This window comes from Streptomyces sp. NPDC050759 (assembly GCF_044456945.1).
Taxonomy (GTDB): domain Bacteria; phylum Actinomycetota; class Actinomycetes; order Streptomycetales; family Streptomycetaceae; genus Streptomyces.
On sequence record NZ_JBITGI010000020.1, the window covers coordinates 21,746 to 35,797 of the forward strand.

Here is a 14,052-nt window from a genome sequence, read left to right on the forward strand (position 1 = left end):
TGGCCGCCACCGCCGAGGAGATGGCGACCGCGTACGAGGCGGGGCTGCTGCGCGAGGAACCGTCCCGGCTGGTCGAGGTGGCCTCCGGCGAGGGCGCCATCGCGGCACGCCTGGAGGAGATGTACGCGCGCGCGGAGCACGAGGTGTGCCTTTTCGACACACCGCCGTATCTCGCCCCGGCCGGTCCGCAGGTGGACCGCCAGGCCGATCTGCTCAGCCGCGGGATCCTCTCTCGTGCGATCTACTCGGCGACCGGCCTGGAGGATCCGAAGATCCTGTCCCGCGCCTTCAGGATGGTCGAACTCGGCGAGCAGGCCCGGGTGTTGCCGTCCGTGCCGCTCAAGCTGCTGGTGGTCGACGGATGCCGGGCGCTGCTGCCGCTGACCGCCTCCGCGGCCGGCGGCTACTGTGCCGTCGTGGTGTGGCACTCGGCGGTGACCGAGGCCCTGCAGAAGCTCTTCGAACTGGCCTGGCAGCAGGCCGCGCCGCTGGGTCAGGCGGTCGACGACGGTGGGCTCTCCGAGAGCGAGAGGACGTTGATCCGGCTGCTGGCGGCCGGAATGAAGGACGAGGCGGTGGCTCGCCATCTGGGAGTGAGTCTGCGGACCCTACGGCGGCGGGTGAGCGAGCTGCAGGAGCGGCTGGGTGCGGCGAGCAGATTCCAGCTGGGGATGCGGGCTTCCCAACGGGGGTGGGTGTAACAGCGATATCGGCCGCTCCCGGCCCCTAATGCACGACTCTGATGGTCGCCTTGTCATTGGAGGAGTCCGGGTCCCTGCGGCCCACGTCCCACGGGCTGGAGGGGTCCTTCTCCAGGAGGCTCAGGGTGCCCTCTCCGGGGGCGCCGAGTTCGGCCGTGAACTCGAAGGAGCGCGTCTCGCCCGGCTTCAGGTCGGGCACCTCGCAGTTGTAGGTGAAGCCGTTGTTGTCGCAGTACGCCCGGTAGACGCCGTCGTCGTACTCCTCCATGGGCTCCTTCACCACCATCAGCTCGAAAGGCGGCTCGAAGACCAGGTCGGCCGTGGTGCCGGGGTCGGCGGGCCCGTTGTTGCGGACCTCGATGCGGAAGGTGCGCCGGGTGCCGGGAGCGCCGCGCAGCTCGACGTCGGAGACCTGGTAGTCGGCGTGGGTGTCGACGACGAGGTGGGTGTCCCCGCCGCCCCCGACGAAGGTGCCCTCGGTGTCCGCGGTGGGTTCCGCCTCCAGGGTCGGTCCGTCGCCGGGGCCGCCGCCCTTGGTGAAGCTGTGGTACTGACCCGGGCCCATGTCCAGTGCCCACACGTCCCGGCCGTAGGAGGGATACATCTGCGCGGTGGGGACGCGCAGTCGTATGGCGGGGCGGACGACGAGCGTCTCTCCCGGGTCGATCGTCACCTCCGGCAGCTCGCACACCGCGAGGTGGCCCTTTCTCAGCCCGGGGTACCGGCAGTTGTCGTACTGCTGCGCGAACCTCGTCCCGTTGACGGTCATCGCGATCCCCAGCCCCTTGACCGGCACCTCGCCGGTGTTGCGCACGACGAGCGGGGAGGCCAGCTCGGAGCCGGGCCGCAAAAGATCCTTCGAGTACTCGGGCGCCACCGCCTCGACCACCGGCTCCCCGACGACGAACCGGGTGCGCGCGACGAGCTTTCTGCCGTCCTTCGTGGTGTACATGAACCGGACGACGGCCGACGCACCGGCCTTCGCGCCCTTGACCGCGTGCGGCTGCGCACGGGCACTGTCCGCCCAGTTGCTGTAGTCGCCGTCGACCTCGCAGGTCAGCTGCGCGGAGTCGCCCTCGCAGGGGCCGTACTTCTTCAGCCGGACCACGTCCCGCCCGTCGGGAGCCACCTCCACCGTGAGCCGGCGGACCCCGGGCTCGTTCCCGTCCTCGGCGGTCACGGCGAAGGGCATCTTGTCCTTGAGGCCCGACTTGTCGCCGTAGGGGCGCAGGTAGTAGACCTCAGGGACGCTGAGGAAGGAGTGCGGCGTCCCGGAGTCGCAGGCGGCGAGGGACGCGAGCAGCAGTACTCCGGCGGCACCAACTGCCGTACCGGACAGGCGATTCACCGGCCATCCCTCCCTCACGTGTGCGAAGTACCCTGAACTGTATGGCCCTGACTCTTGAGCAACGTGAACAGTTCCTGGCCGAGCCCCATGTCGCCGCGCTGGCGGTCGACGCCGGAGAGGGGCGCGCGCCGCTCGTTCTGCCGATCTGGTACCAGTACAGGCCCGGTGATGACATCTGGATCATGACCGGGCGCGATTCCCGCAAGCACGAGCTGATCCGGGCGGCCGGCCGTTTCTCCCTGCTGGTCGAGCGCGTCGAGCCCACCATCCGGTACGTGTCCGTGGAGGGGCCGGTCGTCGACACCCGGCCGGGCAGCGTCGAAGACCTCCGGGAGATGTCCGCCCGCTATCTGCCGGCCGAGAAGGTAGATGGGTACGTGGAGTTCGCCTCGAAGAACCACGGCGAGCAGGTGATCATCCGGATGCGGCCCGAGAGGTGGGTGACGTCCGACCTCGGTACCGTCTGAGGCATGGCAACCGATCTTCACGAGCTGCTCAGGTCACTGCGGGTGTGGGACCCGGAGGTCACCTCGCTGCCCTCCTTCGACCCCGCGACCGCGCCCGCGACCCCGCTGGAGCTCTTCACCACCTGGTTCGCGGAGGCGTTGGCCGCCGGGCAGACCGAGCCGCACACCATGTCCCTCGCTACGGCGGACGCGGAGGGTCGGCCCGACGTGCGCACCGTGATGCTGCACGGCGCGGACGAGGACGGCTGGGCCTTCGCGAGCCACTCCCACAGCCGCAAGGGAGGGCACCTGTCGGTACGGCCGTACGCCGCCCTCGGCTTCTACTGGCCGGTCCTCGGCCGCCAGGTACGTGTGAAGGGGCCGGTGACCGCCGCGCCCTCCGAGGAGGGCCAGGCCGACCTGCACGCCCGCTCGACCGGCGCGCTGGCCGCCGCGCTCACCGGACGGCAGAGCGAAGTACTGGGCTCGCTCGGCGAGTTGGCGCGGGTGTCCGAGGAGGCCTGGGAGCGGGCGCAGCGGGAGCCGGAGGTACCGGTCCCGTCGTGGACGCTGTACCGGCTGCTTCCGGACGAGGTGGAGTTCTTCCAGGGAGACGAGCGCAGGCGCCACATCAGGCTCAACTACCGTCGGTCGGACGGGGGTTGGTCTCAGGAACTGCTCTGGCCCTGAAAGTCGTACACCGCGAAGTCCGCCACCGGCCGGTAACCGATGCGCTGGTAGAGGCCGTTGCTGGTCGGGTTGGCCAGGTCGGTGAAGAGCAGCACCTCGTCGGCGCCCCACTCCCGCGCCAGCCGGCTGACCTCGGCGGTGGCGGCACCGGCGTACCCGCGGCCGCGGAGACAGGCCGGTGTGTAGACGGGCGCCACCCGGATCTGACCGGCGACCGGTGGGGTGAGGCCGGCCATGGAGACGGGGGTGCCGTCGGGGGCCTCCCAGAGGGTGACTCCGCCGTAGGCGAGGCGGGCGTCGGCCCAGGACTCGGCGCGCATGGAGTCGCTCTCGCTCTCTCCGATGTCCCGGACGAACTCCCCGAACCAGCGCACCAGCAGCTCCCGGTCGCCCTCCCCCGCGATCCTCGGCCGCCCCGGCGGCACCGGCTCCGGCTCGGTCAGCGTGTCCAGCCGGTACAGCCGCTGGCGCTGATACGGCACGGCCTCGACCCCGGTCCGGCGCCGCCAGGCCCCGGCGAAACCGGCCGCGGTCTCGGCCTCGGCGCTGACGCCGGGGAAAGCGTGGCCCCGGGCCGCCAGATGGGCGGCGAGGGAGTCGGCAGCCGCGGTGGTCAGGGGCGTGAGATACAGCCGGTACGGCGGTGTCCGGAAGTAGGCCCCCTGTACGCTTCCGTCCTCCTCCAGCAGCCCGAAGAGGGGCGCCTCGTCGCCGTACGCCCGGAGCCCGCGGGTGCGCAGCCCCTCGGTCACGGTGAGGACGACGGTGTGCAGGTCCGGGCGGGAGCGCAGGAAGTCACCGGCGCGGGTGAGGAACTCGTCGAGGTCGTGGGTGGAGTGCCAGGTTGTGGGACGCATGTCTCATGATCCTGCGCGACCGCGCCGGACGCCTCCGAATTACGACGGCTCGGGGTCGGTCGCCAGTCGGGCGTGCAAGTGCACGTCCCGGAACGCGTCGCGCCGCCCCGCCTCGAACATCGCGCCTCGCAGCGTGCCCTCGTAGCGGAAGCCGCAGCGTTCGGCGACGGTGCAGGAGGCGCCGTGGCCGAGGGCGTGCCCCAGTTCCAGCCGGTGCAGGCCGAGGTCGGTGAGGGCCCAGTGGGCGCCGAGGCGGAGGGCGCGGGTGGCGACCCCGTGTCCGCGGGCCTCAGGGAGCACCCAGTAGCCGACGCGGGCGGTGCGGAAGACGTGGTCGATCATGTTGATGCCGAGGTGTCCGAGCGTCGTACCGCTCGACTCGTCCGTGATCCGGTACGACACGCTCGTGCCCTGCGCCGTCTGTTCGGCCCTGCGTCGGATGCCGGCCCGGGCGCCGTCGAGGTCGTGGATCAGGGTGATAGGGGTGTTCCAGCGCCCGAACTCGGGGTCCAGCGCGCCGCGCAGCCAGTCCTGGGCCTGGGTGTCGGAGTCCGCGTCCCAGGCGCACAGGCGCAGGCCGTGGCCGTGCAGCGGGGTGAAGGGGCGGATGAGGTGCTGATCGTCGACGTCGGTCATCCGCCCATTCAAACCGCCCTGGACATCGCGCGCGGCCTGAATTTCGGTACCCCGTCGGGGAGGACCGCCTCCAGGCCGAGGCCGGCCCGCAGATCCTGGTGCGCGCCGTCGACGATCTCCGTCACCACCAACGGGCCCCGGCAACGCCGACGCCCGTCACTCACCCCCCAACCGCCGCAGACGTCGCGCGCGGCCTGAATCTCGGTACCCGTCCGGCAAGACCACCTCCAGGCCGAGGCCGGCCCGCAGGTCCTCACCGGCACGATCGACGACCTCCGTCACCACCAACGGGCCCCGGCAACGCCGACGCCCGTCACTCACCCCCCAACCGCCACAGTCGCCCCGCGCGGCCTGAATTTCGGCACTCCCTCCGGGAACACCGCCTCCAGCTCCAGCCCGGCCCGCAGGTCCTCGTGCGCGCAGTCCACGATCTCCGTCATCATCCGGGGCCCCTCGGCGAGGTCGACCACGGCGGCGACGTACGGGGTGCGGTCCTTGAAGGGCGGCAGGTCGTTGCGGTGGACGACGGACCAGGTGTGGAGCGTGGCGCGGCCGGTCGCCGGGGACCAGGAGACGTCCTCGCTCCAGCAGTGGGGGCAGAATTCGCGGGGGTAGTAGTGGACTTGGGCGCAGGTTCCGCAGGTCCTGAGCAGCAGGACGCCCCGCGCCGCCGCGTCCCAGTAGGTCCGCGTGAAGGCGTCCGCCTCCGGGAGGTCGTACCTCGTGGCCATCAGAACCAGCCCAGCGCGGCGTCGAGCGACCACGTCTGCCAGGACATCGCGAACAGGGCCACGAGCGAGATGAGGGCCATCATCGAGTTCTGCCCCTGTTCGGCCCAGTCATGGATCATGAGCGTGAAGTAGAGGACGTTCAGGAGCAGGCCGCCGACCAGCGCGAGCGGGGTCAGGAAGCCGAGGATCAGGCCCGCGCCGAGGGCGAGTTCGGCGTACGCGACGACGTACGCCATCGTCCTGGGGCGGGGCGCGACCAGCACGTCGAAGCCGCTGCGGACCGGGGTCCAGCGGTGCTTGGCGGCGATGTCCGCGGCCCAGGTGATGCCGCCGCCCTCGAACCACGTGCTCTTGTCCTTGTGCCGCCAGCTCTCCAGCCACCACAGCCCGAGGCCGATGCGCAGGACGGCCAGCCATTGCGCGCCGGTCAGCCAGATCGTGTCCATGGAATCTGACGGTACGTCAGATCGCAGGGCCCGGGAAGACCGCGGTCGCGGCGAGAATCCTGTGCGCGCACCGAGAAGCTGTGGGTCCCCCATGAATACCCCGGGATTGTTGGCAATTTTGTCGGAAGCGAGTCTACGTTCGTTCCCGCCAGCAAAAACGCCGAGGGAGCCAACCGTGAAGCACAGGGCAATCAAGCGCAGGAACGTCGTCATGGGGATCGGTGCGGCGGCCGGGGCCGCGGCTGTCGGAGGCATCACGCTGAACGCCGGCGCGGCGACCGCGAGCTCCACCGGGAGCGGCGACAGCAGCCTCGTCTTCGACCCCGACGCCTACACGAAGCTGACGACGACCGTCACGGACGCGGAGGGCACCGAGCACGCGGTCACCTACCACTTCTGGAAGGCGATCACCTACGTCTCCAAGCCGGTCGACGCGACCTACCAGTCGCTGAACGTCAGCGTGCCGGTCGAGATCGACGGCACCGCGGTCGACGCGAGCAACGCCCCCATCCTGTTCGCGAACTCCGTCGGCGGTTACATGCCGTCCTCCGTGGCGGACGCCACCGGCGTCGGGGCCGCGGGCACGGGCGGCGGGCCGGGCGGCGGCGCTCCCAGCGGCGCTCCCACCGCGAGCGCCTCCGCCTCGCCGAGCTCCTCCGCCTCGCCCACCGCGAGCGCCTCCGCCTCCGCGCCGGGGACCAACGGGAACACCAACGCCAACGGCGGCGCCCTGAACACCAACCAGTTCCTGGCCCTGGCCGCCGGGTACGTCGTCGTCGAGCCCGGCGCCCGTGGCCGCGGCCTGAAGAACTCCGCCGGCGAGTACTACGGCAGCGCCCCGGCCGTGATCGTCGACCTCAAGGCGGCCGTCCGGTACGTGCGGTCCAACAAGGGCCGCATCCCCGGCAACGTCGACCGGATCGTCTCCTCCGGCACCAGCGCGGGCGGCGCCGTGTCCACCCTGCTCGGCGCCTCCGGCGACAGCCCGATCTACGACACGTACCTGAAGGAGATCGGCGCGGCCGACACCTCCGACGCGATCTTCGCGGTGGGCGCCTGGTGCCCGATCACCGACCTGGAGCACGCCGACGGCGCCTACGAGTGGAACTGGGGGACCAACGCCCTCAGCACCGGCAAGCAGGTCGACCAGACGGTCTCCAAGGATCTCCGGTCGCAGTTCGCCGAGTACCAGGCGAAGTTGCGGCTGCGCGGCCTCAGGGGCTCGGGCTTCGGCACCCTCACCGCCCGCAACTACGACGAGTACCTGCTCAAGCAGTACATGGAGCCCTCGGCCACCACCTATCTCGCGGCCCTGTCGGACTCCGACCGCGAGACCTACCTCGCCAAGAACACCTTCATCACCTGGGACGGCGAGAAGGCCGGCTTCACCTGGGCCGGCTTCCTCACCCACGTCGGCGCCCGCAAGAAGACCGTGCCGGCCTTCGACGCCTTCGACCTGTCGGCCGGCGAGAACAACGAGTTCGGCTCGGCCACCACCGCGAACCGCCACTTCACCGCGTACGGCGCCAAGAACGACACCACGGGCCTGTCCACCAAGCGCGTCGAGAGCGACATCCCCGAGCTGCTGAACCTGATGAACCCCATGTACCACCTGGTGGAGAAGGTCAACGGCAAGCGCTCCAAGCACTGGTGGATCCGCCTCGGCACCAACGACACCGACACCTCGCACGTCATCTCCGCGAACCTCGCCGCCCGCGCCGAGAACCTCGGCGACGAGGTGAACCACCTCTACTACTGGGACCAGGGCCACGGCGCCAACACCGACCCCGGCGACTTCATCACCTGGATCGCCAAGGTCACGGGCTACAAGAAGGCCGGCAGGAAGTAACCCCGTGCCGTAAGGCACCCCGTACCGCAAGGCACCCCGTACCGCCGCCCCGGTTTCCCGTCAGTTTCCGGCCGCCGCACGCCACGGCGCCGAGCTCCGCACCCGCGGACCCGGCGCCGTGGCCTTTCCCCGTGTCCTTTCCCCGTGTCCTTTCCCCGGGACTTTCCCGTCCACGTGACTTTTCCGTCCACGCACAACCAGGTGACATACGCCACAGGTCCCACGCACTCCTCCTACAGGCGTGATCGATCCGCAACCAATTCCCGTCTTGACCGAGACCCATCAACGCGCTGTCTGATTACGCTCGCGCTCATGGCCGACTCCACACCCGCAGACCGCCCCGAGCAGCCCGGGCAGCCCGATCGCCCCGTCTACGTCATCGGCGGCGGTCCGGCCGGACTCTCCGTCGCGTACGCGCTGCGCGCCCGGGGCATCCGTGCGGTCGTCCTGGAGAAGTCCGAGCACGTCGGCGCGTCCTGGCGGCGCCACTACGACCGCCTCCACCTGCACACGACACGCCGCCTGTCGGCCCTGCCGGGCCTCCCGATGCCCCGCCGCTTCGGCCGCTGGGTCGCCCGCGACGACGTGGTGCGCTACCTGGAGAAGTACGCCGAGTTCCACGAACTGGAGACCGTCACCGGCGTCGAGGTCTCGCGCGTCGAGCGCACCCCCGACGGCACCGGCTGGCTGCTGCACGCCACCGGCGGCCGCGAGCTGACCGGCGCCGCGGTGGTCGTCGCCACCGGCTACAACCACACCCCGCTGCTGCCGGACTGGCCGGGCCGCGACACCTACAAGGGCGAGCTCCGGCACGCCGGCGAGTACCGCAACCCCGAGCCCTACGCCGGCCGTGACGTGCTCGTCGTCGGCGTGGGCAACACGGGCGCCGAGATCGCCGTGGACCTGGTCGAGGGCGGCGCCTCGCGGGTACGGCTGTCCGTGCGCACCGCCCCGCACATCGTCCGCCGCTCCACGGCCGGCTGGGCCGCCCAGTACACGGGCGTTCTGGTACGGCGGCTGCCGGTCGGCCTCGTGGACCGGCTGGCCCGGCCCATGGCGAAGCTCAGCGTGCCCGACCTGTCCGAGCACGGACTGCCCCGCCCCGACACCGGTCTCTACAGCCGGGTCAAGGAGGGCGCCATCCCGGTCCAGGACGTCGGCCTCATCAACGCGATCCGCACGGGCAAGGTCGAGGTGGTGGCCGCCGTGGAGGGCTTCGAGGACGGCGAGGTACTGCTCGCCGACGGCACCCGCGTCAGCCCGGACGCGGTGATCGCGGCCACCGGTTACGCCCGCTCACTGGAGGGCCTGGTCGGCCACCTCGGCGTCCTCGACGACCGCGGCAGACCGGTCGTCAACGGCTCCCGCTGCCCTGCCGACACCCCAGGACTGTTCTTCACCGGCTACGTCACTCCCATCAGCGGCACCTTCCGCGAGGTCGCGATCGACGCGGAGAAGATCGCGAAGGCCATCGAGAAGGACGGCGAGAAGAACGGCGCGGGCAGGCTCTCGCGGCTTCCCGTCTGACGGAGAAGACCCCAACTCGCTTCACCGGCGCTCCTGTTACATCTGTGAGAGATGTGACGGGAGCGTTGTCGTGTGCCGTCGTACGGGGCCAGAATGTGAACACTTCTCATGTTCTAGCTCCACACTCTCTCCACTACGGAGGACGCACGTGGCACGCGAAAGACAGCTCCCCCAGCCCTCCCGGCTCTCCCGGCGCTCCCTGCTCGGCGGTGCCGCCGCGGCGGCCGGTGCCGTCACCCTGACCGGCACCGCCGCCTCCCCCGCCTCCGCCGCCACCCGTGACGTGGACGTGGCGATCGTCGGCGGCGGTCTCGCCGGGCTCACCGCGGCCCGTGACCTGGTCGCGGGCGGAAAGACCGTCGCCGTCCTGGAGGCCCGTGACCGGGTCGGCGGCCGGGTCCTCAACCTGCCCCTGGCGGGCGGCGGTGTCACCGAGGGCGGCGGCGAGTTCATCGGCCCCACCCAGGACCGCATCAAGGCCCTCGCCGACTCGCTCGGGGTGGGAACCTTCCCCACCTACAACACCGGCAAGAACCTCCTCTACAAGGACGGCAAGAAAACCCCCTACGCCACCGACGGCCTCCTCGGCTCGGTCCCGCCGATCGACGCGGCCGGTCTCGCCAACGCGGCGATCGTCCAGGCCTCCCTCGACGACATGGCCAAGACGATCCCGCTCGACGCGCCCTGGACCGCCGCCAAGGCCGAGGAGTGGGACCGGCAGACCTTCGAGACCTGGCTGCGCGCCAATGCCGTGATCCCGTCGGCCAAGTTCCTCCTGGACGTGGCCTGCACGTCGATCTTCTCGGCCGAACCCCGCGAACTCTCCCTCCTGTTCGTCCTCTTCTACATCGCCGCCGCCGGCAACGAGACCACTCCCGGCACCCTGGAACGCCTCACCGAGACCGCGGGCGGCGCCCAGGAACTGCGCTTCGTCGGCGGCTCTCAGCTGGTGCCGATCAAGCTCGCCGCCACGCTGGGCGACCGGGTGGTGCTGAACGCCCCGGTGCGCACGATCGCCAAGTCCGGCGCGAAGTACGTCGTCACGGCCGACGGGGTGACCGTCACGGCAAAGCGGGTCGTCGTCGCCGTACCGCCGCCGCTCGCGGCCCGCATCACCTACGACCCGCTGCTGCCCGCCGCCCGCGACCAGCTCACCCAGCGCCTCCCGATGGCCTCGGTCGGCAAGGCGATCGCGATCTACGACACCCCCTTCTGGCGGGCGGACGGCCTCAACGGCCAGGTCGTCAGCGACACCGGCGTGATCAGCTCGACCTTCGACAACTCCCCGCCCGACGCCTCCTACGGTGCCCTGATGGGCTTCATCGAGGCCGACGAGGCCCGCAAGTACGACGCGGCGAGCGAGGCGGAGGTCAAGGCGGCCGTCCTCAAGGACTACGTGACCTACTTCGGCTCGAAAGCGGCCTCCCCCACCTCGTTCGTCCTGCAACGCTGGAACAACGAGGCCTACACCCGCGGCGGCCCCGTCTCCATCGGCGCGCCCGGAGTGCTCACCCAGTACGGTCCCGCCCTGCGCGCCCCCGTCGGCGGCATCCACTGGGCCGGGACGGAGACGTCGATCCACTGGAACGGCTTCATGGACGGAGCCGTCCGCTCCGGCGAGCGGGTGGCCAAGGAGGTTCTCGCGGTGCTGTAGTCGGCGCATCAACTTTGCGTGCACGCCCGTTCCTGACATCCCGTCAGTTCTGTAATCTGACACAGCGTCAGTTAATCGAGCTGTCACACAGGAGCGGGCGGACCGATGCTTGGATCAACCCACGGCACCCTCACCACCGACTCCCGCCGGGCCCGGGTCGTCGCGTGCGGCGAGCAACCCGGGCCCGCCGTCCACGGCCGGCCCGCCGAGGTCGACGATCTCGACGTCGGCGGCCGTCCGCTGTACGCCGACGTCCCCGATCTGGACCGCTTCTTCCGGCCGGAGTCGGTCGCCGTGATCGGCGCCTCGGACGCCGAGGGCCGCCCGAACACCGGTGTCACCCAGCAGTTGATCGACTGGGCGGACCGGGTGGGAGCCCGGCTGCACCCGGTGCATCCGACCCGCCCTTCGGTCTTCGGCATCCCCTGCGTGGCATCCGTCGCCGACCTGCCCGAGCAGGTCGATCTCGCCGTCCTGCTGGTCGCTGAGCCGCTTCCGCTGATCGGGCAACTGGCCGAGGCCAAGGTGAAGTTCGCGGTCGTCTTCGCCTCCGGCTTCGCGGAGACCGGCGAGGAGGGGGCGGTGGCGCAGGAGCGTCTCGCCGCCGCCGTGGCGGAGTCCGGGATGCGGCTGCTGGGGCCCAACACCAACCTGAACGCCTTCTCGTCGTTCCGCGACGACCTCGACGGGCCCGGGATCGCCCTCATCACCCAGTCCGGCCACCAGGGCCGCCCGGTCTTCGCCCTCCAGGAGCTCGGCATCCGCCTCACCCACTGGGCCCCCACCGGCAACGAGGCCGATCTGGAGAGCGCCGACTTCCTCTCCTACTTCGCCGAGCGTCCCGAGGTCGGCGCCATCGCCTGCTACCTCGAGGGCCTGAAGGACGGCCGCTCCTTCCTGCTCGCCGCCGACCGGGCCGCCCGCCGCAAGGTGCCGGTGGTCGCGGTCAAGGTCGGCCGCACCGAGACCGGCGCCCGCACGGCCGCCTCCCACACCGGCAAACTCACCGGCGCGGACGCGGTGGTGGACGCGGCGATGCGGCAGTACGGTGTGATCCGCGTCGACGGTCTCGACGAACTCCAGGACACCGCGGCCCTGTTGGCCCGCGCGAGGCCGCCGCGCGCCGAGGGGGTCGTCGTCTACTCGATCTCGGGCGGCACGGGTGCGCACTTCGCCGACCTGGCGACGGAGGCGGGCCTCAGGCTGCCCGCCCTCTCGGAGGCGAAGCAGACCGAACTGCACCAGTGGATACCGGAGTTCCTGAGCGTGGCCAACCCGGTCGACAACGGCGGCCACCCGGTCGGTGACGAACGCGGCCGGAAGATCATCGACGCGATCCTCGCCGACCCCGCGGTCGGGGTGCTGATCTGTCCGGTCACCGGGCCCTTTCCTCCCCTGAGCGACCGGCTGGTGCGGGACCTGGTGGACGCGGCCGAGCAGACCGACAAGCTGGTCTGCGTCGTGTGGGGCTCGCCCGTGGGCACCGAGCCGGCCTACCGCGAGGTCCTGCTCGGTTCCTCCCGGGTGGCCACCTTCCGCACGGTCGGCAACTGCATCACCGCGGTCCGCGCCTACCTCGACCACCACCGCTTCGTCAGCGGCTACCGCTCCCCCTTCGACGAGGCCCCGCGCACCCCTTCGCCCTCCTTCCGCAAGGCGCAGGCCCTGATGCGCCCGGGCCAGCAGCTGAGCGAGCACGCGGCGAAGCAACTGCTGCGGGCGTACGGGATCCGGGTGCCGCGCGAGCAACTGGTGACCAGCGCGGCGGCGGCCGTCCGCGCGGCGGGCCTGGTGGGCTACCCGGTCGTGATGAAGGCGTCCGGCGCGAGGATCGCCCACAAGACCGAGCTGGGCCTGGTGAAGATCGGCCTGACCTCGGCCAGCCAGGTCCGGGACGCCTACCGCGAGCTGACCGACATCGCCCGCTACGAGGACGTCACGCTGGACGGCGTCCTGGTCTGCCAGATGGTCGAGCGGGGCGTCGAGATGGTCGTCGGGGCCGCGCACGACGAGCTGTTCGGGCCGACGGTGACGGTCGGGCTCGGCGGGGTGCTGGTCGAGGTGCTGCGGGACACGGCCGTACGCGTGCCGCCCTTCGGTGAGGAGCAGGCCCGGGACATGCTGGACGACCTGCGCGGGCGGGCCCTGCTCGACGGGGTCAGGGGGCGGCCGCCCGCGGATCTCGACGCCCTCGTGGAGGTCGTCCTGCGCGTGCAGCGCATGGCCCTGGAGCTGGGGGACGAGGTCGCGGAGCTCGACATCAACCCGCTGATGGTGCTGCCCCGGGGGCAGGGGGCGGTGGCGCTGGACGCGTTGGTGGTGTGCCGGTGACCGAACTGAGCGAGGTGCGGCACACCGTCGACGGCCAGGTCTCCTACATCACCCTCAACAGGCCCGAGGTGCTCAACGCCCTCACGCCCGGCCAACGGGACCTGCTCGTCGAACTGTTGGACCAAGCCTCCGCCGATCCGGACGTGCGGGCCGTCGTCCTCACCGGAACCGGCCGCGGCTTCTGCGCGGGTGCCGACCTGCGAGGGGCCTCCGGTACGGGAGAACGCGTCACCGGCGACGTGGCCCGCACTCTGCGGCTGGGGGCCCAACGGCTGATCGCGGCCGTCCTCGACTGCGAGAAGCCGGTGATCGCCGCGGTGAACGGCACCGCGGCCGGTCTCGGCGCGCACCTCGCCTTCGCCTGCGATCTCGTACTGGCCGCCGAGTCGGCGAAGTTCATCGAGGTCTTCGTCCGCCGGGGCCTGGTCCCCGACGGCGGCGGCGCCTATCTCCTCCCCCGTCTGATCGGTCCGCAGCGGGCGAAGGAGCTGATGTTCTTCGGTGAGGCGCTCACCGCTCGCGAAGCCGAACGTCTGGGTCTGGTCAACCGGGTCCTGGAGGACGAGGAGCTGACCAAGACGGCCCGCGAATGGGCCGGACGTCTCGCCACCGGTCCGACCCGCGCCCTCGCCCTGACGAAACACCTCGTGAACGCCTCTCTGGACACCGACCGCGCCACCGCCTTCGCCGCGGAGGCCGCCGCCCAGGAGATCAACATGACGACGCAGGACGCGCAGGAGGGCGTGGCGAGCTTCGTGGAGCGCAGGAGCCCCGGGTACCGGGGCCGTTGACGGTCAGGCGGGGACAACCCTTCCTATCTGACGAGCCGTCAGCTT

Annotated in this window: 13 protein-coding genes; 8 read left to right on the plus strand and 5 right to left on the minus strand. The window is 71.1% G+C overall.

Annotated features, from left to right (window positions below):
- Positions 1-20: 20 nt before the first annotated feature.
- Positions 21-701, plus strand: coding sequence for a response regulator transcription factor (locus tag ACIBJB_RS39855; protein ID WP_398938498.1), 681 nt, complete (start codon positions 21-23; stop codon positions 699-701).
- A gap of 25 nt (positions 702-726) precedes the next feature.
- Here ACIBJB_RS39855 and ACIBJB_RS39860 read toward each other — a convergent pair whose 3' ends face one another.
- Complete coding sequence (locus ACIBJB_RS39860) at positions 727-2,049, minus strand: hypothetical protein (RefSeq protein ID WP_398938499.1); 1,323 nt, start codon at positions 2,047-2,049, stop codon at positions 727-729.
- 41 nt (positions 2,050-2,090) lie between these two features.
- Between ACIBJB_RS39860 and ACIBJB_RS39865 the strand changes: the two genes are divergently transcribed.
- On the plus strand, positions 2,091-2,516 hold the full coding sequence (locus ACIBJB_RS39865) for a pyridoxamine 5'-phosphate oxidase family protein (RefSeq protein WP_398938500.1): 426 nt from the start codon (positions 2,091-2,093) through the stop codon (positions 2,514-2,516).
- 3 nt (positions 2,517-2,519) lie between these two features.
- Positions 2,520-3,185: a pyridoxal 5'-phosphate synthase gene (locus ACIBJB_RS39870; RefSeq protein WP_398938501.1), complete on the plus strand. Its 666-nt coding sequence runs from the start codon at positions 2,520-2,522 to the stop codon at positions 3,183-3,185.
- Here ACIBJB_RS39870 and ACIBJB_RS39875 read toward each other — a convergent pair.
- From ACIBJB_RS39875 to ACIBJB_RS39890, 4 genes are all read right to left on the minus strand, one after another.
- Positions 3,164-4,042, minus strand: coding sequence for a GNAT family N-acetyltransferase (locus tag ACIBJB_RS39875; RefSeq protein WP_398938502.1), 879 nt, complete (start codon positions 4,040-4,042; stop codon positions 3,164-3,166). The genes ACIBJB_RS39870 and ACIBJB_RS39875 overlap by 22 nt on opposite strands.
- 39 nt (positions 4,043-4,081) lie before the next feature.
- Positions 4,082-4,678, minus strand: a complete 597-nt coding sequence (locus ACIBJB_RS39880) for a GNAT family N-acetyltransferase (RefSeq protein ID WP_398938503.1) — start codon at positions 4,676-4,678, stop codon at positions 4,082-4,084.
- A 317-nt stretch (positions 4,679-4,995) separates the two neighbouring features.
- Positions 4,996-5,409: a Zn-ribbon domain-containing OB-fold protein gene (locus ACIBJB_RS39885; RefSeq protein WP_398938504.1), complete on the minus strand. Its 414-nt coding sequence runs from the start codon at positions 5,407-5,409 to the stop codon at positions 4,996-4,998.
- Positions 5,409-5,855 carry a DoxX family protein gene (locus ACIBJB_RS39890; RefSeq protein WP_398938505.1) on the minus strand — a complete coding sequence of 149 codons (447 nt, stop codon included), beginning with the start codon at positions 5,853-5,855 and terminating at the stop codon, positions 5,409-5,411. The genes ACIBJB_RS39885 and ACIBJB_RS39890 overlap by 1 nt, the downstream gene beginning before the upstream one ends.
- Before the next feature lie 211 nt (positions 5,856-6,066).
- Between ACIBJB_RS39890 and ACIBJB_RS39895 the strand changes: the two genes are divergently transcribed.
- The 5 genes from ACIBJB_RS39895 to ACIBJB_RS39915 all read left to right on the plus strand — a co-directional run bounded on the left by ACIBJB_RS39895 (position 6,067) and on the right by ACIBJB_RS39915 (position 14,007).
- Entirely contained in the window at positions 6,067-7,704 is a 1,638-nt protein-coding gene (locus ACIBJB_RS39895) for a subtype B tannase (RefSeq protein WP_398938729.1), read from the plus strand.
- Between the two features lie 312 nt (positions 7,705-8,016).
- Complete coding sequence (locus ACIBJB_RS39900; protein WP_398938506.1) at positions 8,017-9,231, plus strand: flavin-containing monooxygenase; 1,215 nt, start codon at positions 8,017-8,019, stop codon at positions 9,229-9,231.
- A gap of 148 nt (positions 9,232-9,379) precedes the next feature.
- Complete coding sequence (locus tag ACIBJB_RS39905) at positions 9,380-10,885, plus strand: flavin monoamine oxidase family protein (RefSeq protein WP_398938508.1); 1,506 nt, start codon at positions 9,380-9,382, stop codon at positions 10,883-10,885.
- Between the two features lie 105 nt (positions 10,886-10,990).
- Entirely contained in the window at positions 10,991-13,216 is a 2,226-nt protein-coding gene (locus ACIBJB_RS39910) for an acetate--CoA ligase family protein (RefSeq protein WP_398938510.1), read from the plus strand.
- Positions 13,207-14,007, plus strand: coding sequence for an enoyl-CoA hydratase/isomerase family protein (locus ACIBJB_RS39915; protein ID WP_398938512.1), 801 nt, complete (start codon positions 13,207-13,209; stop codon positions 14,005-14,007). Before ACIBJB_RS39910 ends, ACIBJB_RS39915 begins: the two co-directional genes overlap by 10 nt.
- The last annotated feature ends 45 nt before the right edge of the window (positions 14,008-14,052 follow it).

What these genes read in the sequence shown, in the direction of transcription:
- ACIBJB_RS39855 (WP_398938498.1), top strand. Translation starts at nt 21, where the DNA reads ATGGCGACCGCGTACGAGGCGGGGCTGCTGCGCGAGGAACCGTCCCGG.
- ACIBJB_RS39865 (WP_398938500.1), top strand. Translation starts at nt 2,091, where the DNA reads ATGGCCCTGACTCTTGAGCAACGTGAACAGTTCCTGGCCGAGCCCCAT.
- ACIBJB_RS39870 (WP_398938501.1), top strand. Translation starts at nt 2,520, where the DNA reads ATGGCAACCGATCTTCACGAGCTGCTCAGGTCACTGCGGGTGTGGGAC.
- ACIBJB_RS39875 (WP_398938502.1), bottom strand. Translation starts at nt 4,042, where the DNA reads ATGCGTCCCACAACCTGGCACTCCACCCACGACCTCGACGAGTTCCTC.
- ACIBJB_RS39880 (WP_398938503.1), bottom strand. Translation starts at nt 4,678, where the DNA reads ATGACCGACGTCGACGATCAGCACCTCATCCGCCCCTTCACCCCGCTG.
- ACIBJB_RS39885 (WP_398938504.1), bottom strand. Translation starts at nt 5,409, where the DNA reads ATGGCCACGAGGTACGACCTCCCGGAGGCGGACGCCTTCACGCGGACC.
- ACIBJB_RS39890 (WP_398938505.1), bottom strand. Translation starts at nt 5,855, where the DNA reads ATGGACACGATCTGGCTGACCGGCGCGCAATGGCTGGCCGTCCTGCGC.
- ACIBJB_RS39895 (WP_398938729.1), top strand. Translation starts at nt 6,067, where the DNA reads ATGGGGATCGGTGCGGCGGCCGGGGCCGCGGCTGTCGGAGGCATCACG.
- ACIBJB_RS39900 (WP_398938506.1), top strand. Translation starts at nt 8,017, where the DNA reads ATGGCCGACTCCACACCCGCAGACCGCCCCGAGCAGCCCGGGCAGCCC.
- ACIBJB_RS39910 (WP_398938510.1), top strand. Translation starts at nt 10,991, where the DNA reads ATGCTTGGATCAACCCACGGCACCCTCACCACCGACTCCCGCCGGGCC.